Source organism: Flavobacterium sp. GSB-24 (assembly GCF_027924665.1).
Classification (GTDB): Bacteria; Bacteroidota; Bacteroidia; order Flavobacteriales; family Flavobacteriaceae; genus Flavobacterium.
In genome coordinates, this window is record NZ_AP027044.1 from 22,072 (window position 1) to 42,634 (window position 20,563).

Below are 20,563 nucleotides of genomic sequence, written 5' to 3' on the forward strand. Positions count from 1 at the left end.
GTTGACAGTTGTTAATTAGCGTAATATCTAAAACCTAATCCTAGAAAAGGCATAAATTCGCCTAAGTCAGAATTAGCATGGTAATACTCGTTTGCTCTTAATGTAATTGAGTAACGATCTGTAATGGCATAATCGAAATCAACTCCTATATATGCCCCATAGATAAAGCCAGGTTCGCTTCTAATAACAGCACCATTGCTAAGCTCTTTATCACCTTTATTAACTGTCTCATAACCAAAAACACCTCCTGCGCCTATATTAACGTTAAATGTGTTTTTATAATTCCAAAAGACGTTTTTTGAATATCCTAGATTTAAAGTAAAATCGTTATATGGAATTTTTATTCCATTAACATATTTGAAGTTAGCTGCGGTGAGTAGGACACCCGCATCTATAAAATCATGACGGTCTAAAAAATAGTTGTAGCTGAATACTCCCCCTATTCCGTCTTGGACGATACCAATGTTTCCGGCAAAGGCATTTGCATAACTTTGTGCCTTAGTGGACATAGTTATCATTAATAAACTGGTTATTAGAAAAGTAATTTTTCTCATTAGGTAAAATTTAATTTGGGTTATTGATAAATGTATTTGGAATTTCTAGTTTCACGGTTCTCTCTCCGTTATCCTCTGTTAATTCAACCAACAAAATCTTGTTTTCATTGATTGTAAATTTTTTGTAGACAAATACTACTTCTGTTTCTTCCTTCGCTAAAATTTTAGTTGGATTATTATGAATGTATAAAGCTTCATAAGGTATTGTCTGAGCTACTGTATTTCTATTTTTATTTCTAGAAATGATATAGAAATTCAGATAATTTATATCGTAATCTAAAGTTGATTCATTGCTTAATACCAATGTGAAATAGAGTTCATTATCAACGTAACTGATGTTTTTTAACTTGATTGTCACTTTGTTTTTAGAACCGTAAATTCGATTATAGAAAACCGGTTTTTCAATTTCCTTATTAGCTGTACTTTGAAGTTTATTACTATCATTGGAAGATGGGGCAACCGTAGTAGATTCATAGTTGTTTACCTTTATTGATTCTACAATTTTAGACTTTGGTTCAGGTTCGGCATTTGATACTTTTTCTTCCCCTTTGGTTAATTGTTGGCCAGTTCCATCTTCAAATACTACAGAACCACTTTCATTTCCAATTGCCATGTTATCTTTTACAAAATAGTTTAGCATTGAAATTTCAGCTTTATATCTTACTATAAATGAATATATGTTACCATTTGATGTAATAACCAATAAATTACTTTCTGCTCCAGGAGTTGCTTTTAGAATGCCTATTTTGCTATCTCCATTGGATGAATAACCAAAAGTGAAATTAGAGTTACCTACAATTCCACTTTTTATTGCACTGCTGAAAAATAGGTTTGTATTTTTATTGCTTGTACAATAAATGATTAATTCCTGAGGAGCAGTAGGTGCTACATTTTGTGAATAGCCTAAATCTATTTGAAAAAGTAGTATTGTTAGAATTAAGATTATTTTTTTCATTTATTGACCTAGTTTTAATATCAACCTTTGGTTGTTTAATAAATCGATTTTTGGTTCTTGCTGTTTTCTTTTAAATAAGCTTTTTATTGTGTTTCCTAATGGCACTCCATTTACATCAATTTCGTCAGCTCCATCTTGTGCTACTTCTGAACCAGTTTCTGCTACTAAACTTCTTTGAACTTGCAGTCCTAAATTTCCGTCCTCTGCATCATATGCTTTAATTTTTAAAGGAACTTGATTTATATTATTGATGCTTAGATTAACCCTGTTTTGATTAAAAGTAGCCTGAGCGTATATAAGAGTATTTTTCTTAAAAACTTTTCCGTCGATAATAGTTTCTTTTGGAAGAATTAATGTTACTCTGCTGTTGTTTCTTAATCTTAAATGGTCACCTTTGATTGAAGCATATATAAGTTCTTCAGTTTGTTGTTGAACTTTCGAATTTCCCGCTGAATTATTACTGCTTTTGGAATTAAAAAAACTATTAAAGCATGATTCAGTATTGCTTTTCTGTTCATAATCTACTTCAGGTTTTGTTGAAGAGTAATTAGAGCTTGAGTAGTTTGAAGAAGAAATATTAGAAGATGATTTTTTTTGCTTCTTTGTCTCTTTATTCATTTCTACAAGCATTTTATTGACCTTATCTACAACAACTTTATCATTTTCATTCTGATAAGTTTGTCCAGGAACAGTTTCATTTGTATTTACATTTTCTACATTGAACTGTTCTGATTTAGTCTGTTGCTTTTCTTTCTCTTCATTCAATTCTGAAAAATCACTCATAACATCAAGTTTGTCATTCGATAATTCTTTAGTTTTTGCACCAGGCAACGTTACATCAACATTTGATTCATCTGCCACAGGTTGAGCATTTGAACTACTACTAGTCATATATAAACCAACTATGATTAACACAACAACTATAGGTAATGCATACAATAGTTTTTTGTGTTTAGTAAATATGGTTTCAAAAAAAGGCTGACTTGTAACAACGTTTTCGGGGTTATTTAGACTCTTCATTTTTATTAGTGTTATTAATTAATCTGTATTGTTCAATTAAAAAACCGTGTGGGTTACTATCAGTTCTTGCAACATTTCTAATACTGCATTCAGCATCGATTCTTTTCTCGGTTACTCCGGAACTTCTTGTAAATTTCTGCCACGCATATATTTTACATTGATATTTGTTGTTTTGATCTAAGGACAATCCTATTGAATCAATAAAAACTCTTGTAGAAATACTACCGTCTATAAGTTGATGATAGTAAAGAGCTTCTTCTCTTTTAAAATGAATCTGCTTTCCAGAATCATCTATTAAATAAAGAGCTTTCCCGATTCTAGTCTTTATATCGACTGGGTCGGGGTCTAGGTCATAAAAAAATTGATGGAACATTGTTATGTGATTTTTAATCTCAGCTGTAATATTATCTTTTCCACTTCGACTACGTACTAATTCTAATGCGTCACCATTGCTTAGTAAGTAGACTTTATTTCTACTTTCGTCAACCTGAGCCATTGATTTTGTATAAATAAAGCCACAAAATAATAACGAAAAAACGATAACAGCAAGTGAAATGATTCTCATGCTTTTTAAAGAAGTATCTATGTTTTGTAATATTTTCATTTCTAATTATTTAAGGTTTTAAACTCCCATTACAGCTTTACTTGCTTTTGCAATTTGTTCACCGGCTTTTTGTCCTTTTTGTTCCATTTTTCCAGAAATACTACTTGTTGATGCATTTACCATCCAAGAACTGATTGATGGAATTGTTAGAAAACCAATTATTGTACAAAGGCTAATTAAAATACTGAAAGTGCTTACTCCTGCTTCATATTCGTCTAATGGACGTAATTGGTTCATTAACTCAATTTTTGCTAAAATTCCTTGGAATATAAAGCCTATTGGCAACCATAAATAAACATTTATATACTTCATTAACCATTGGGAAAAAGAGCCTTCAAGACTTGGAAATGTGGAAAGTGCCAGAACAAAAATTCCAAATAGAGACAGAACAATTAGATAAAAACCTCTAATGATATTTAGAATAATTAATGCTAATTCAGAAACTAATAAAAGAGCATCTGTCAACATTTCAGTAAATGCATTAGAGATTACGTTACCTGCTTCAGTTAATGTTGTTAGAATTGTGTCAGTTAAACTTTGTTCTTCATTTTTTTTAGGTGTATATCCTTTTTCAGCATTTGCTTCGGCGAGTAGTCGAGCCACTTCTGCTTTTATTTCAGGGTCTTCTTCTTCCATTCCCATCCATTCTTTTGTTTGAACCCTACTGACATTATATTGGTCTGTCATATCCTGAATTGCTACTGCTCGTGCAGCTTCAGTTATGGCATTAAGTGGAATATTTATTACAGTTATAAAAGTTGTATAATAAAATATACCCAAAAATGTAAGCAGGAATTTCTTCAGGAACTTGCTAAGTGCTTCATTGTTGTTTGAACCGTCCATCATTTGAAAAAAAGCAAAATATGCCGATACGATTAATCCTAACAATGCTATAATTTTTGCTACAAAAAGAAAGGAATCCATACTTTTTAAGTAGTCTTCCATGATCTCATTTAAATATCCGTTTATGTATGTTCCGTCCATGATTAATCTTTTATTTGGTTAAAACTGTTTTTGTTTTCTTGAATAAACTGCTGTTGATTTTTCCCTTTGGTTTTTTGAGCAACAGCTCTTTTAATTGAGCCATTAAAATATCTGATCATATTTTTGTTTTTGCTCATTTTTGTTTCTACTTCACTTAGTATAGTTAACCGTTCAGCATCGTTCATTTTTAAATTACCATCAGTTATTACTTTTGTCCCGTATTCAAAATCATCTAGTGCCTTACCTACCATTTTAGTATAAACTGAAGAAAAGACGGCTCTATCTTTTGCACTAATATTTTTATCTGAGTAGACATAACTAATTCCTTTTGAATATTCAGAAGTGATTTCAGACAAACTGTTTTTCATATTGACTACCTGTTTACTCTGCTTCACATAATCAGAAATGTCCTCAACCATTTCAACAGTCTTATCATATTGTTTTTTTAATGCAGTTAATTGGTTTAATGTTGCAACTGCTTTTGCTAATGCGGAAGCTCTATCTCCAGCTGCTTTCATTGCTGAAGTATTTAAGGCAGTTAATTGCCCGCCTGCGGCTGCATCTGTAACAGGAATTTGAGCAAAGCCTTTAAATGATACCAAACAAATCATTACTATTATTAGAGTTATTTTTTTCATGGTTTCTAATTTTTATTATTTTGTTTCACATTTAGATTAAGTTTTTTGTAATCAGAATCAGAGGAAATTTTTTCGTTATAAAAACTCATTGTATCTCTTCTCTGAAATTGTTTGTTTTTTAGATCTTCAACAACTGCTATGATTTTTTTGTTACTCATTTGAATATTGTCATTTTTGATTATTCGTATGGCAAATTCAAAATCATCTAAGCTTTCACTTATCGTGGTATTATAGATTTTTTCATAATTTTCCTTTTCACTGGACGTTATCATATCATCTTTTTTTAGGAAGAATACTCCTTTCGAATAAATAGAAGATATTTCAGAAAGCAGGTGTTTCATATACATTGTTTCCTGGCTTAATTTATCGTTCTGATCATTCTTTTCGTAGTTGTTCAAAAGTGAATTGTATTGACCATTTAATACTGTGATTTTTTTGATAATACTTATTGCATTTCCAATTTCGGCTTCATTTTTAACTGGTGCAGATTTTGTCGGTTCAGTTAATGTGTCTAGCGCTTTTAAAGCTTCGAGTTCTTGGCTGTTTTGTGCATTCACACTAAAAATTGCCATATTAAATAGTGTAACTAAAATTATTTTTTTCATTGTTTTAAAATTGTTTATGGTTTTACATTTTATCAGCAAACATTTTAATTCCAGTTTCTAAATCACCGTATTGATCTGCTAATAGTTCTATTTTTTCTTTTTCACTTTTTTCAGTGGTATAGGTTGCATATTCTTCTTTAGAAACATTCAGTCCGTAAATCGTTCCTTCATTACCCAGTCCTATAAAAACTTCTTTATATTTTCCTCCGGGTAAATTGTTTCTATTAAGAGATAGAATTTGTTCTTTTGCTTTGTCTGAAAGAGATAATGAAGCTTGAATTGCGTCGAAATCATTTGCGTACTCTCGCATATCAAGTAATATTTTAGCTCCGCAGTTTTTAAGTACTGTATCTTTGACAATTTTATTTCCAATAATATCATCTAGTTCCTGTGTAACTAGCCAAGCTTCCCCAAAGTGTTTACGAACTGTTTTAAAAAGATATTTTAGAAATTCTGCCATACCTTCTTTAGTAATAGCTTTCCAAGCTTCTTCTAGTAATAACACTTTTCTAGTTCCTTTTAAAAGCCTCATTTTGGTTATGAATGTGTCCATAATCATTAAGGTTACAATTGGAAATAAAATAGAGTGATCTTTAATATTATCTAGCTCAAATATTATTAACTTTTGATGTAGAAGATCAATATTCTCTTTTGAGTTTAAGAGATAATCATACTCCCCTCCTTGATAAAACATTCGTAATACATTTTCGAATGAATTTGCATTAATTAAGTTTGATTGTTTTGTGTCTGCAATTTTTGGAAAATAAACTTCTACCATGAATTTGTAGTAAGAATTAAAATCCATAAACTCATTAGTTTTATCTATATGGTCGTAATATTCATTCAACGCTTCACGGATAATTGCATCTTCGTCTTTTGTTTCATCACCTGCATTTTTTTTCCATAGCGTGAAAATCAGTTTTATTAAACTTTCCTTTTTTTCTATATTAATTTTATTTCTTGTAGCAGTAATTTTGACTTTTCCATTTGCATCATATTCCTCTTCTAAATCTCCTCTTTCAACATAAAATGGATTAAAGGAAATTGGTTTTTCAGTTGTGAATGTTAAATACGTCCCCCCTCTTAATTTACATAAGCGTTCATAGGAATCTCCGACATCAACAATTACCATGTGAGTATTAAAATCCAAATAGCTGTTTACCATATGGTTTGTTGTAAATGACTTTCCAGAACCAGATGGTCCAATAATCATTTTATTTCTATTTGTGGTAGTTCCAATTTTCATTGGTAAGTCAGATATATCCACATATAGTGGAGTACCATTATATCTGTCTGCCAATTGCATTCCAAATTCAGAGATATCATCTGTACTGGTTGTTTCGTAAATTGAAAGTGCAGAAGCTTGAATATCTAATAATTTAAATGTTTGGTCGAAATAACCTAAGTCTGCAATATTCCCTGGATAACAGCTTAACCAAAGGGGAAGAACTTCGTTCCATGCAACGTTTGGTCTAAAATTTATTGAATTAAAATTGGCAATAAGTTTATTTTGTAAAAACTCTAGATTTGACTGATCTGCGTCCCACAACATTACGTTACTATGATAAGAAACAGGGAAGTAACCTTCTTCTAACTTCTGAGCGTAACTTTGTGAATCCTCTAAATTTAAAGGATTAGCTGTGTCTTGTGCCAAGAAAGTTTTATTGTAATTGTCAATATTTTTTAACTCGATTTTTATATCTTCCTTACTTTCCTTTATCCAAACCTGATTTACTATGTGATTTTCTTTGAACCCTAACCCTATTGGATGATATATTGAAAACTTCACACTAGATTTATCAGTAGAAAATTTTGTATCTACATATGTGTTTTCATATTCATTTGGAAGACACTCTAAAGAATTTACTGCTAAGGAGCTGATAAAGTTTGTGCCAATTTTAGTTTTAGTTGAATCCTGGAATATCTCTGAAGAAAATTTAAGTTCTCCAAAATTCATATTTTCATATTGATCACATAAAGTTTCAATTTCTTTTCTGTCTAATCCTCTTAATTCAAAGGACTGTGATTCTTTAAAAATAGATTTAATACGCTCTACGGCTACGTCAAATTCATTTTTAACCTGTGTAGATTTTAGTTCCTTTGGAACAAAATTATTTTTGAATACCAAAGAAGTTAAAGAGTTGTTTTTTTTTATAGTCGGTGAAGACTGGCTAATTATTAAATAAGTTTTATGTTCCAGTAATGGAGCTTCATTGAACTTTGCTTTATATGCCGATTTTAAAAAATCGTCATTTCTATTTTGGATTTTATTACTATTAAATTTCTTTTTGAAATAGATATCCATTTTGTGAATTATGGTATAATCAGGAAGAACACTAAATATTGAATTAAATTCATTCATACATCTTTCATATTCTTTAGTAGACATAGTAAATATTGCAGGAAGTTTTAATTCAAATATTCGAGAATACGAACCAATCTTTGATAATATTGTATTATCATCATCTATCGTCCATATTGGACGAATACTATCTAGGTTAACTTGTTTCATAATTTTTTAGGCTTTATAACAAAGGTTTTTCTACAGCTACTTTTAAGAGATTTGTTTAAATCTCCTTTTGAAAGTTTCTTAAGATCATTGTACTTGTACAACAAAAAACACAACACAGCTAGAGTGAGTATTAATCGAACTAACATTGGAAAAGGAAAGATTAAAAAGATCAGTATCAGAAATAAACCTCCCCCGATAAACATTAGCATTGTTGTAAGGTATGTCCCCCGCACCCCTCTGAAGGATGCAGGAGAACCAACTCTTTTTCTAGGATTAAATTTCATTCCTTATACAGAGAATGTCGCTTTGATTATAAAACCTGCAGCGATCAAGAATACAAAAGCAAAACCCCATTGGCCCATTGCTTTATTTGTATCCTGATCGCCGTTCTGATGTTTGGAATATACACGTATAGCGCCAAATACTCCGATTATGGCAGCTATAACGTATAAAAATGTGGTAATTGGTTCAACAATGCTTTGAAGTTCGCCTGTTGCCGCTGACAATCCGCTTGCCAGTCCTCCTGATTTTTGAGCAAAACCAATTGAGGTAACTAATAATAATAATGGTGATAACGCTTTTTTCATAATATATAAAGTTTAAATTATTACTTCTTTATATTCTGAAAGCGCCTTTAAAATCTATTTTTCAGTATCTATATCATTATCTAATAGTAATTGATCTAGACTGTTATTAGTGTTTAATTCTCTTTCGAGATCATTAATATCTTCTAACGTTTTACGCCAGTCACTGTTTTCATTTTCTGAAATTACAGGCTTAGCGTTAACTTTATTGTATACCGGAGCGCTTTCAAAATTATCGGCTAATTTATGAAAATTTTTAACACTCGGTTCATCTTCGTTAAAATTTTTAATAATATGTCTTTTTTTTAATTTTCTCTCATAGAGTATTAAGACAAGATAATATAGCAGTATTATAGCAATACCGCTTATTATATATACTGGATTTATATTTAAAAACTTATCCATGCTTTAGATCATTTTTTTCATAAGCGCTTCAATATCTTCTTTATTTTCCTCTAGGAATGAAGTAAAGATTGCATTTGTTAAATCATTAAGATTCACTTTAGATGATAACGCCAGCATTTTTAATTTATATTGAAGTTGTGGTGTTACAATTAAAGATGTTTTTTCTTTATTTTTAATTGGATTTTTTTCGTTGTACAATGCAATTATATTTTCTATAAACTCCTTATTGTTTTTAGATTTTGATTTTCTAGTTTGATCTGGTTTTATGTTTGCCACATGATTAACCTCGTCTTTAGCTTGGTCATTAATATTTTGAATTTCTTCTTTTTCTTCTTCTTGAACGTCATTGTTTAATTCTCCAGGTTCTGTTACAGCTTTTTCCTTTCCCTGTGGTTCAGTCTTAGACAAGTCATTTAAACTCGCACCAGTTGCAATTGCAGATATGAAACTATTATTATTCTTTTTCATTTTTATTCTTGTTTATATTTTTTAAAATTTCTTCCATTAATCCTATAATTGGTTTGTCATAATTTGGATACAAAGTAGAAAGTAGTCCTTTATTACCGTCTCTTAAATAAAGACTAACGTATTTTTTTCTTCTATTAATTACATTGTCCAAAACATTAAAACCATTAGTCTTGAGATCATTGATTAACATATTGTATGTTCCTGATGCAACACTATCAACATTATTTAATACAATTCCATAATTCATATCGCTGTTAGCAGAAATTGGGGCAATTACACTTGCAACAAATGAAATTGTACTTCTTACAACATCAAACTCAGTACTTGTGGGAACTATAATATAATCAAATATTTTGATAAAATCTTCATTATAACCCTCGGTATTCACTGTACCTACAACATCAATGATTGTGTATTCATAATTGCTCTTTAGAAGATCAATTTTTGAAGTTACATCTTGAATGTCACCTTTATAAATATTAATAGGTACAAAATCATTTTTATATATATTTTGAACCTTTGATGAATAGAAATTGTTTCCATCTTCTAAAGCGAGTTTTAATAATGATGCTTCTTCATTTCGAATTGCGTCGATTGAATATTGGGGGTTATCAGAATCATACAACGCAACAAAGTTAGATTCTTTTTTGAAATTCAAATTGTGATATAATGCCATTGCAAGATGCATTGCCAATGTTGATTTTCCTACTCCCCCCTTTTGGTTCAATAACCCAATAATTTTTCCCATGATTTATTAATTTATAAAATTAGAAATTTATTTTTTTACTTATTAATTAAATTATTAATGTTTTTTTTTATTTAGAAATAAATTAAATAATGAATTTATATATTAATTAAATACTTAACTATTTTAAATATTAACTAATTTATAAATTAAAAAACAAATATATATATTAACAAAATAATAAACAAATATATTAATATAAAAATAAATTAATTAATTAATATAAAAGTATACTAGTATAAAAGTATAACTTTATAAAGTTATAACTATATCAAGAACCTAAATCATAAAAGCATAAAAGTATAATAGTATAAAAGTATAATAGTATAATTACTTATGAGTTGTTGGACGCTAACAAAAGTATAAAAGTATAATAGTGTATTAGTATAAAAGTATATTCATTTTTTTAATCTTGATTTTGAACAGGTATTTTAAAGTATAATTTTATACTATTATACTTTTATACAACTTCTTTTATGGCGGAATTTATAGGAATCCAAAAGTATAATAGTACAATAGTATAATTCTATAATTCATTTAATTAATAAAAATATACTTAAACAGATTATTCACTTAATTCTATTAATTAAATAATAAAAAGTTTATCTTTGAAATTACGAAGTAATTTAGCGAGGTGTGTTATGATACGTATCAAAACTAAAAAATCTACGATTTTTTGTTTTTCACGCCTCCTAACGCCTCGCCCTTCGGGAATAAAATACTCCGGAGTCGTATTTTTAAAAAATTGGAAATTGATCTATTTTTATGAGCAGACCAGAAAAAGAAAAAAAGAAAACATTTAGAAAAGAAATTTTATTTTCAGAAGAAGAGTATAAAGTAATAACTGATAAGTTTGAAAAAAGCGATTATACAAATATTAACTCGATGCTTCGTGATATTTTGATCAATAATGAATATCGAATTGTTACTTTTGATAATGATGCAAGAATAAAAAAAGGAATACTAATTGAAGAAGTTAGACGCATAGGAAATAACTTTAATCAATTAATTAGAAGTTTTAATCAACGAAAAATGGATTCATTTTCAAAAGATGAAATTAATTTATTGATTAAAAATGTAGATGATATTAAAATTATTTACAGTAAAATTGAGAGTAATATTTAAGGATTAATAATTAATGATTGCAAAAATAAGCACTGGTGTTTATACTTTAGGTATGGTTAAATATAACCATGATAAAACTATTGAAGATAAAAATGGTGAAATTGAAGGATTACTTTTAGGTACTAATCTTATAAATAAAAATGATTTTGAAACTATAGTTTCGACTATTAAAGACTATAATAATTTAAATCCTGATGTAAAAAAAAGTAATATTCATATTAGTTTAAACTTCCATAAAGATGATATTTTAGACAATAATTCCATTTATAAAATAGCTCAAGACTATATGGAAGAGATGGGTTATAAAGATCAGCCTTACGCAATTTACAGACATTTTGATAAAGAACATCCGCATGTTCATATAGTTTCTTCTCAAATAAATTCTGAAAGAAAAAAAATAAATGATTCTCACATATATTATAGAAGCCAGGCTTTAACTCGTAAACTGGAGGAAAAATACAGTATTACTAAAGCTGTAGAAAGGAATGAAATATTTTCTAAGAAAGATATTCATAAAGCAATTAATGAACATTTAGAGCAAGGAAAACATAGTTTGACTGCCATAATGAAAAGGGTTCTTAGTGATGTAATGAGTGATAAACCAACATCGATTAAGCAATTTGAAAAATTGCTAGATGATCATCAGATGAAAAGAATTATTTCTACAGATATTAATGAAACTGTTAAAGGCCATTCTTTCTACTTATTACCTATAGATCAATTAAGAAATGAAAATTTTGACACTACATCTAAGGGTATTACAGCAGTTGATCTTGATAATAGTTTTGCTTACCAATCGATAGAAACCCAGATTGAAATAAATTTAAAACAAAAAGAAGCTCTTCAGAAGGGGATAATGGGTAAACTTTATTCTGTAATAAATCCTTTAAAAGAAAAGCATAGAATTAGTTTAATTCAAGATGAAGGCAAAGATGTTTTTAAAGAAAAATTAAGCGATTTTATAATTAGCTTAAAGAAAAAAGGTATTGAAGTTGTTGTAAAAAGAACTCAAACTGGCGATGATATTAACTCTATTTATGGTTTATTATTTAAAGATATGAAGTCAAATATTACATATTCGGCGACTGAAATGAAAATTAAGACTAAAGATTTTTTAAAGATTATTGATGATGATTTAAAAAACATTTCAGATCTGGATAAGAAAATCATAGATGATAATACGAATGATACTATGATTGATAATAGTTATTTTGGTCCGTTAGATAATGATAATACAAACATCTTTTCTATGTTTTCTGAAGTACTAAAAAATAATAATACAGCAGGTGTTCCGGATGATATGCCACTTAAAAATCGAAGAAAACGTAAACGAGGTTTATAAATTGAATTATTCTGTACTTGTTAAAAATATTAATGAAAAAATATAACAGTTAAAAATATTAATATATTTGAATAAAATTTAATATATAAAATATGATAACAGTTTTAGCAGAAAAACCCTCTGTAGCACGTGATATTGCTAGTTTTTTGGGTGCAAATAATAAAAAAGAAGGATATTTAGAAGGAAACAATTACGCTGTTACTTGGGCATTTGGGCATTTAGTTGAGATCAAAGATTTAAAAGAACTTGGTTACGGTGATAAATGGGAGTTGAAAACATTACCTTTTATTCCTGAAAAGTTTGAATTAAAAATATCTAAAGGAGCTGATAAACAATTCAAAGTTATTAAGAGTTTATTTGAAAAATCTGAAAAGATTATTTGCGCTACTGATGCAGGTAGGGAAGGAGAACTCATTTTTAGATACATTTATAACCTATCAAAGTCAGATAAAAATTTTGAAAGATTATGGATAAGCTCGCTAACAGATCAGGCAATAAAGGATGGATTTAATAAATTAAAACCTGGAACAGATTTTGATAATTTATTTAATTCTGCTAAAGCACGGAATCAGGCAGATTATATAGTAGGAATTAATGCTACTATAGGTATGACTACAAAGGCAGGCTCCGGATTATTATCATTGGGTAGAGTACAAACTCCAACTTTAGCATTAATCTGCCATAGGTATCTTCAAAATATAGATTTTAAACCTGTTCCGTATTACACTCCAGAACTACTATTGTTTCCACTTAATAAATTAGAATTTAAAGCTAGATTTGAAAGTAACTTTGATGAAGAATCTAAAGCGCAAATAATACTTGATACTTTAGATTTAAATTTAAAAGTAACTGATATTATTACTAAGGAAGTAAAAGATAATCCTCCATATTTATTTGATCTTACTTCACTTCAAATGGAAGCAAATAAAAGATTTGGTTTTTCTGCTCAAAAGACTTTAACCACCGCTCAGGAACTTTATGAAAAACATAAAATTTTATCATATCCAAGAACTTCATCTAAGTTTTTAAGTGACGATATGGTATCAACACTTCCTGGACTTTTTAGCGATATTTTAAAGTTTCATGATAGTAAGGATTCAATTAATTTTTTATTAAATAATAAATTGTCGACTAGACCGATTGACAATAATAAAGTAACTGATCACCACGCTATAATTCCAACAGAAAACAAAGTTAATTTTCAAAATTTAAATGATGATGAAAAATCAATTTACAATTTAGTTGTCAATAGATTTTTAGAAGCTTTTATGCCTGTCTGTGTAAAAGAAAGTACAACTATAATCATTGATACAGAAAAAGGAAAATTTAGTTCTGCCGGAACTGTAATAAAGGAAAGAGGATGGAGATCAATTTCTTCTGATATTTTTAATGATGATGAAAATCAAGAAAAAGAACAAAAATTACCTAACCTAAAAATTGGAGAAAATCTTTCAATTATTAAAAAAGAAATCGTAAAAAGCTTTACTAAACCACTTCCACTTTTTACGGAGAGTAGTTTATTGCACAGTATGGAAACCGCAGGTAAATTAATAGAGGATTCTGAACTTGCTCAGGCAATGAAAGAAGGAGGATTAGGAACGCCAGCTACTAGAGCTTCAATAATCGAACTTTTAATTAAAAGGAATTATATAGTTAGAGCTAAAAAAAATATTATTCCAACAGATTTAGGGTTGAATTTATATAACCAAGTTAAAGATCTTAAAATTTCAAAAGCTGAACTTACGGGGGAATGGGAGAGTAAGCTGATGCAGATGGAAAATGGAAATTATTCTTACGATCAATTCAATAGTGAAATAAATATTTATATAAAGGAATTAATAGATTCAATTAAAACTTTACAGATTGAAACATTCGACAAAGAAATTATCAATTGTCCTAATTGTAAAACGGGAAAAATAATTGAGAAAGGAAATCAATTTAGATGTAACAGCAGTGATTCAGAAAGTTGCAATTTTCCAGTTATTTGGAAAAAAATATCCGAAAAAACAATTACAAGTTCTAACGTTATTGATTTGGTAAAAAACAATAAGACCGATTTAATAAAAGGATTTCTTAATAAAGAAAAAAAAGAATTTAACGCATGCCTGACAATAGATCAGGAAACCAAAAAATTAAAATTTGATTTTAGTAAAATTTCAATCTGTGACTGCCCAAAATGTAAGGATGGCAAAATAGAAGATAACGACAAAGTTTTTAAATGCAATGATTATACTAACTGTGATTTTGTAGTATTCAAAGAAATTTCTAAAAAGAAAATTAGCCAAAATGATTTAATAAAATTAGTAAAAGACAAGAAGACTAATTTGATAAAAGGTTTTGTATCTAAAACTGGTTCAACTTTTGAAGCCAAATTAATATTAGATTCAACTTTTAAAGTCAGCTTTGAATTTCCCAAAAAATAGAAAAATCTCAAATATTATATAAGAAAGACAAACCGATGTGATAATCACATCGGTTTTTATTTTTCATCAACTTATCATTATTTTTGATTAAAATTAAAATGTATTAAAATTTTTAATATATTTGGAAAAAATTAATTTCTATAAAAATGACCACAACAATCTATCAAAGACTGCCTGCTGAAATAAAAAAAGAAATTCAAGAGAATCTAAAAAACAATAAAAATTTAAAAATTGGTTTTTTTTCAGACGATTTTAAATTTCAACATGAGGGCAAGGAAGTAAGCTATAGATTTAGAGCTTATGAAGTTGAGGGTCAAAAAAACTTTACAATTGTATTTAATTCAAATACAAGCAAACACAATCCTTACACTAAAAATAATAATATCTTTTTTTACGATAAGAAATTAAAAAACACACTTCATGTCAAAAAAGAACTTTTTGACGAAATCCTGGAATCTCAAATAGATTTCAATTTAAGCACCGAACAAAAAGAGCTTCTTTCTCAAGGACATGATATCACCCTTAATGTTACTAATACTTGTTTATCTAACAAAGGAAAATTTACTCAACCTCAAAAGACCTCTAAAAAGGAACTAAAAAATTATGTTGCCGATTATAGTTTTTTTTTAGGAAAATGTTCATTACTGCTTAAAGAGAGTACTTCTAAAAAGAATATAAAATCATTAGGTATAACAAAAAATTAATAACATGGAAAACGTAAAAATTTTAAAAGCTAACATGGATAAAGAATTAGAAAAAGAAACTGCAAGGACTTATTATGGAATCTTTTTACTAATCATTGTTTATGGAGGTATGCTTATTTCATTTCTCTACTGGATAGCTGAGAATGATAAAACTTTAACTAAATAAGGAATATTATGAAAGATCAAGATGTAAATGAAATCGAAGTAAAAGGAGTAACAAGACCGCTTCAGGTAAATGACCCAGTAGCATATGTAAAAGACAATGTACACTATCAGGGTAAGATTAAAGAATTTGATAAAGATGGAAACACAGAACTTCAAATTTATAATTCAAAAGATGTGAAGTCTCTGATAGTTCCAAAAGGTGAAAAAATTGAACCACTCTTTATTTTAGATAAAGACCAGAAAATGGTTTACTTAAAATTTACTTATGATGATGTAAAATCGGCTTTAAGTAATAAATCAGATGTTAAGGTAAATTTTGCAGAAAATAAAAATTACATTTTTAATCTGATGTTGGGAAATAAGACAGATGTAATTTCAATAGAAAAAAACATTGATGGTACTTTAAAACCTACCGAAGGGAGATTACAAATGAAAAGAATGGAAGAAAGCAAACTTCCATATGTACATGCTGATGTAAAATTTAAAGAGCTGAATCTTGAAAGACCAATTTACGGGAAAGTTTTAGGTGCTGAGCAAAAACAGAAATTACAAAAAACAGGTGAATTAGGATTAGTGCAAGGTTTTAAATCTGGTGAAGGCAAAGAATTTAATTTATGGGTTTCACTTGATAAAGGTTTAAATAAAGTTGTTACTGCAAGAGAAAACGATATTTACATTGGTAAGATTTTCGGAGTAACGCCAAATGAAAAACAGCTTCAAGAACTTAAATCCGGAAATGGAACAATCATTGAAATAAAAGGAAAAAATTATTTTATTCAGCCTTCGGCTGCATCTTCTAAAGCAGATGGTATTAAAAGTTATACTGAGGAAAAAGCAAAAGAATTAAAATTAATTCAGGAAGCCAAAGAAGAAAAAAAAAATGAAAAATCAAAGGGCGTAAAATTGAAATAGGTTGTTGATAATGTCCTTAAACACTACCTGCACGTGGGCTTGGTTGTAGGTAGTGTTTTTAACTTAATTTAAAAAATATTGCTATGGGTCTAATTGAGAATATTCAAGATTATTTTGTTAAGAATTCACAAGAGTATAAAGCTTTCATAAATGAAATGAAAAAAAGTTCTCCAGAAGAATTTTATATGGATGGGGAAAGAAAGTTTTCTAAAAATGAACAAAATTTTTTGAAGGTTTTTGAAAAAGATCAGGAAAAAAAAACTGTGATCCATTCAGAACCTGCAGATTTTCAAATAAATAATAAACAAGATATTATTATTAAAGAAATTGAAAAAATTAAAGTGATTCCTGCAACAAAAGAACAAATTGAAGAATCATTTACAGACCGGTTAGTATCCATAGATGTTAAAGCTTATGTAGAGCTTTATTCAGAAAAGCAACTAAATTCAATTCCTGATGTGATAGAAACTAATATTTTAGACAAAGGGGATAAAATCCAATTGCTTTTAAACAATTATCCTGATTTATATGAAAACGGTATCACGTTCAATTATTTTATAGATAATGACAGTTATTTGAAAAAGCATATAATAAAAGATGATTACAATCCTGAAGTGAGAAATATTCAGGAATTTATATCAAAAGAAAATGTATTTTTTGAAAATAAAAATATTCAACTAGATGAAAGTCAAAAAGTAGAGATTACTCCAGCGACTGCAGAACAAAAATTACAGTATTCTCAGCATATGAATGGAATAGAATTTACTGATATGCCAATTGTTGATTTCCCCGAGTTTACAAAAGCACAATTAAATTCTGTTCCTGATATTATTAATGGGATTCCGGTAACAGATTATGAAAAGAAAATGATATTGCTAGATAGTTTTGAATTTTCTGCAAGTAATAACTGGAGTTCTACTTTTTCAATTGACGAGAACAATAAATTAATCGAAAAGTATCATGATGTTGATAATAACAATGAAGTTTTCGAAACTAAAAAACATATTAAAAAAGAAGATGTAATGTATGTTGACAAAAAAGAAATAAAAATCCAACAAGAAACTGTGAAACCTGAAACAACTAAACATGTACAGCTATCTACTGAAAGTAATTTATCAATTGATAATATTTATGGTTTTTCACCTACAGTCCAACAAAAAGAAGATCTGAAAAATGGTAAAGGAATTACTGGAGAAATAAAAGGAAAAAATTACTTTATAATGTTATCTGCCCAGGAAAAAAACAAAGGAAGTTTACAAATCCTTTCAATGGAAAAAGCAAAAGAATTAAATCTAATTTCTGAAAAAAATCATATTCAAAAAAATATAAAACAAACTGGTTTAAGAGTTTAGTAGGTTTACTCTTCTTCCTTAAAACACTATCGTATAAACGGGGGCAATCGTTTGATAGTGTTTTTAAAATATTAATAGCAACGGCAAATGGCTATTCTTTATTTTGTGTTTAAAAGCCTCCCAATGTGGGAGGTTTTTTTTTAAAATTTTAAATCAAATAATTTATGGATGATAAAAATCAATTTGAAAAGTATAAAGGCTTAGGAATGTTATTGGCAATGATATTCCTTTTGCTTGATATCTATTATTTTAACTACAAGTTTTTTCATGGAGTTGGACTACATCACGGTCTTTTTGATACTATTATTAAATTTTTCCTTAAAATGGGTTTTCTAAAAAGTCCATTTTATCCAAAACTAGGCGTTTTATTAATGAGTATTTTTTTTGTGATGTTTGACAATGGAAAAAAGAATGTTGATATTGAAAAAAATGAAGCTATCATTTTTGGAATCAGCACAACTGTACTTTTCTTATGTACATCACTTTTAATTTTTATGTATAGAAATGTTTTTTTATATACTATACTGGTTTTAGGTTCGTATGCACTTGTAATTAAAAGCTATCACGCACTGCACAGACTTTTTGACAATACACTTATCAAAGACAGATACAATAAAGTAAATAAAATATTTCCTCAAAACACCGAGCTTCTTGTAAATCCCATGAGTGTTAATATTCCATTTACATTTGTAAAAGCTTATGATAAGAAGATGCAACCTATAATGGAACAAGGTTATATAAATTTTGTTTCTCCGGAAAGAGCAACACTTGTATTAGGTAAACCAGGTTCCGGAAAATCATATTCATTTAATGAGGAATTTATCAGACAATGGATTCTAAAAGGTTTTGCTTTTATAAATTATGATTATAAGTTTCCAACTCTGACTAACTTCGCTTATTATTATTTTTTAAAACATCAATCTTCCTATGAAAAATATGATAATAAGGGAAGATTTGCCTGTATAAATATTTCTGACCCACGATATTCAGACAGATGTAATCCAATTCATAGAAGATTATTAAAAAGTAAGCAGGAAGCAATGGATGCTGTTTATACTATCTATTACAATCTTGATAAAAAAAGTGCGCAGAAACAGGATTTCTTTCAAATGTCGGCAATGTCTTTGACAGTTGCCGCATTGTGGTTTTTAAGAGAGTACAAAGGAGGTATTTATTGTTCATTTCCACACCTTATAGAGTTAATTCAGCAACCTGATGAAAAGCTTTTAACTATATTAGACAGCTATCCTGATCTTAGATATTTTACATCATCATTTTCTGATGCATTAGCGAAGGAATCTTTTGAGCAGTTAAGCGGACAGACAGCTTCGGCAAGAATCCCATTAGGAAAATGTGCAACAGATGAAATGTTTTGGGTAATGACTGACCCTGATAATACGGGAGTAAATTTAAAAGTAAATCTGCCGGAAGAAGTAACAATTTTGAATATTGCAAATAATCCGGAAACTCAAAAAACAAATGCACCGGCTCTTGGCTTATACCTCAGTCAAAGTGCAAAATTAATTAATGACCACGGCCGAGTGCCATGCGCTTATCATGTCGATGAATTTCCGACAACATATATTCACGGTTTAAATACATTAATTGCGACAGCTCGTAGTAACAAAGTCTGTACTGTTTTATCTGCTCAAGATTATACTCAATTAATCTTAGAATATGGTAAAGAATATGCAGATTCAATTTTTAATACCATTGATAATATTGTAGTTGGAAAAGTAGCTATTGATACAGCTAAAAAAATGTCTGAAGCAATTGGAAAAATAAATTATACTACCCAATCTATATCTATTAATCAGGATAACACTTCAACAAGCTTTAATACTCAAAGAGATTATATAGTCCCACCGGAAGATATTTCTCAATTATCTCAAGGAGAGTTCTGCGGAGTTGTTTCAGATAATTTTAAACAAAAGATTGAATTAAAAGCTTTTCGAGGTGATGTTAATCCCCCTAAAGACGACATGAGCAATGTTAAGTACCCTATGGTTTATCCAAATTTAACATCTGAAGACCTGAGAGATAATGTTCGTCTTATTCAAACTCAGATAAATGAACTAGTGGCAGAAGAAATGCTGCGCATTGAAGATGAAAGACAAAATGCAATCGAAGCAGAAGCTGATAATGTAAGATCAAGCCTGGAACAAGATAATATTTTACCATTTCAAAATAATGGACAAGAGGAAGAAATGATTTTTAATCATAATGAAGTAATTGAAAATGAAGAAATAGGGAATTATGATTTTGATCATGTTGAAGAAAAAATATTATTTGAGGAAGAATCTGACGATGATGATGATGATCAGGAATATGAAAAAAACAGAATGAAAGACTTTTTATCCACTATACCAAACATTAATGATTTGAAAAAGAAAGAATAACATTTACATATTATTAAGGATTTTAACGAATTTAAAATTTTGTGACTATCTTGCGTATATTTTCTAA

Annotated in this window: 20 protein-coding genes; 8 read left to right on the plus strand and 12 right to left on the minus strand. The window is 28.7% G+C overall.

The window, feature by feature from the left end:
- Positions 1-11: 11 nt before the first annotated feature.
- The 12 genes from QMG60_RS22440 to QMG60_RS22495 all read right to left on the minus strand — a co-directional run bounded on the left by QMG60_RS22440 (position 12) and on the right by QMG60_RS22495 (position 10,077).
- Positions 12-554, minus strand: a complete 543-nt coding sequence (locus tag QMG60_RS22440) for a conjugal transfer protein TraO (protein ID WP_281868001.1) — start codon at positions 552-554, stop codon at positions 12-14.
- Between the two features lie 10 nt (positions 555-564).
- Positions 565-1,509: a DUF4138 domain-containing protein gene (locus tag QMG60_RS22445; RefSeq protein WP_281868002.1), complete on the minus strand. Its 945-nt coding sequence runs from the start codon at positions 1,507-1,509 to the stop codon at positions 565-567.
- On the minus strand, positions 1,510-2,529 hold the full coding sequence (gene traM / locus QMG60_RS22450; RefSeq protein WP_281868003.1) for a conjugative transposon protein TraM: 1,020 nt from the start codon (positions 2,527-2,529) through the stop codon (positions 1,510-1,512).
- The gene (gene traK, locus QMG60_RS22455; RefSeq protein WP_281868004.1) at positions 2,513-3,133 is read right to left on the minus strand and encodes a conjugative transposon protein TraK; all 621 of its coding nucleotides are present in this window, start codon (positions 3,131-3,133) and stop codon (positions 2,513-2,515) included. The genes traM and traK overlap by 17 nt, the downstream gene beginning before the upstream one ends.
- An 18-nt stretch (positions 3,134-3,151) precedes the next feature.
- Positions 3,152-4,117 (minus strand): hypothetical protein, encoded by a 966-nt coding sequence (locus QMG60_RS22460; protein ID WP_281868005.1) that lies wholly within the window; start codon positions 4,115-4,117, stop codon positions 3,152-3,154.
- Positions 4,118-4,119: 2 nt separating this feature from the next.
- Positions 4,120-4,755, minus strand: coding sequence for a hypothetical protein (locus QMG60_RS22465; RefSeq protein WP_281868006.1), 636 nt, complete (start codon positions 4,753-4,755; stop codon positions 4,120-4,122).
- A gap of 5 nt (positions 4,756-4,760) precedes the next feature.
- A complete protein-coding gene (locus QMG60_RS22470) occupies positions 4,761-5,360 on the minus strand; it encodes a hypothetical protein (protein ID WP_281868007.1) in 600 nt (199 codons plus the stop codon).
- 22 nt (positions 5,361-5,382) lie between these two features.
- Positions 5,383-7,872 carry a TraG family conjugative transposon ATPase gene (locus QMG60_RS22475; RefSeq protein ID WP_281868008.1) on the minus strand — a complete coding sequence of 830 codons (2,490 nt, stop codon included), beginning with the start codon at positions 7,870-7,872 and terminating at the stop codon, positions 5,383-5,385.
- 287 nt (positions 7,873-8,159) lie between these two features.
- Positions 8,160-8,459, minus strand: a complete 300-nt coding sequence (locus QMG60_RS22480) for a DUF4134 family protein (RefSeq protein WP_281868009.1) — start codon at positions 8,457-8,459, stop codon at positions 8,160-8,162.
- Positions 8,460-8,513: 54 nt separating this feature from the next.
- The gene (locus QMG60_RS22485; RefSeq protein WP_281868010.1) at positions 8,514-8,861 is read right to left on the minus strand and encodes a hypothetical protein; all 348 of its coding nucleotides are present in this window, start codon (positions 8,859-8,861) and stop codon (positions 8,514-8,516) included.
- A 3-nt stretch (positions 8,862-8,864) separates the two neighbouring features.
- Positions 8,865-9,329 carry a hypothetical protein gene (locus QMG60_RS22490; protein ID WP_281868011.1) on the minus strand — a complete coding sequence of 155 codons (465 nt, stop codon included), beginning with the start codon at positions 9,327-9,329 and terminating at the stop codon, positions 8,865-8,867.
- Positions 9,316-10,077, minus strand: coding sequence for a ParA family protein (locus tag QMG60_RS22495; RefSeq protein WP_281868012.1), 762 nt, complete (start codon positions 10,075-10,077; stop codon positions 9,316-9,318). Before QMG60_RS22495 ends, QMG60_RS22490 begins: the two co-directional genes overlap by 14 nt.
- A gap of 762 nt (positions 10,078-10,839) precedes the next feature.
- Between QMG60_RS22495 and QMG60_RS22500 the strand changes: the two genes are divergently transcribed.
- The 8 genes from QMG60_RS22500 to QMG60_RS22535 all read left to right on the plus strand — a co-directional run bounded on the left by QMG60_RS22500 (position 10,840) and on the right by QMG60_RS22535 (position 20,496).
- Complete coding sequence (locus QMG60_RS22500) at positions 10,840-11,199, plus strand: hypothetical protein (protein ID WP_281867947.1); 360 nt, start codon at positions 10,840-10,842, stop codon at positions 11,197-11,199.
- 13 nt (positions 11,200-11,212) lie between these two features.
- On the plus strand, positions 11,213-12,541 hold the full coding sequence (locus QMG60_RS22505; protein WP_281867948.1) for a relaxase/mobilization nuclease domain-containing protein: 1,329 nt from the start codon (positions 11,213-11,215) through the stop codon (positions 12,539-12,541).
- Positions 12,542-12,633: 92 nt separating this feature from the next.
- Positions 12,634-14,964, plus strand: a complete 2,331-nt coding sequence (locus tag QMG60_RS22510; protein ID WP_281867949.1) for a type IA DNA topoisomerase — start codon at positions 12,634-12,636, stop codon at positions 14,962-14,964.
- 146 nt (positions 14,965-15,110) lie between these two features.
- Positions 15,111-15,668, plus strand: coding sequence for a hypothetical protein (locus QMG60_RS22515; RefSeq protein WP_281867950.1), 558 nt, complete (start codon positions 15,111-15,113; stop codon positions 15,666-15,668).
- Between the two features lie 4 nt (positions 15,669-15,672).
- Positions 15,673-15,834 carry a hypothetical protein gene (locus QMG60_RS22520; protein ID WP_281867951.1) on the plus strand — a complete coding sequence of 54 codons (162 nt, stop codon included), beginning with the start codon at positions 15,673-15,675 and terminating at the stop codon, positions 15,832-15,834.
- An 8-nt stretch (positions 15,835-15,842) separates the two neighbouring features.
- The gene (locus QMG60_RS22525; protein ID WP_281867952.1) at positions 15,843-16,745 is read left to right on the plus strand and encodes a DUF3945 domain-containing protein; all 903 of its coding nucleotides are present in this window, start codon (positions 15,843-15,845) and stop codon (positions 16,743-16,745) included.
- 155 nt (positions 16,746-16,900) lie between these two features.
- Positions 16,901-18,097 carry a hypothetical protein gene (locus QMG60_RS22530; RefSeq protein ID WP_281867953.1) on the plus strand — a complete coding sequence of 399 codons (1,197 nt, stop codon included), beginning with the start codon at positions 16,901-16,903 and terminating at the stop codon, positions 18,095-18,097.
- A 164-nt stretch (positions 18,098-18,261) separates the two neighbouring features.
- Complete coding sequence (locus tag QMG60_RS22535) at positions 18,262-20,496, plus strand: TraM recognition domain-containing protein (RefSeq protein ID WP_281867954.1); 2,235 nt, start codon at positions 18,262-18,264, stop codon at positions 20,494-20,496.
- The last annotated feature ends 67 nt before the right edge of the window (positions 20,497-20,563 follow it).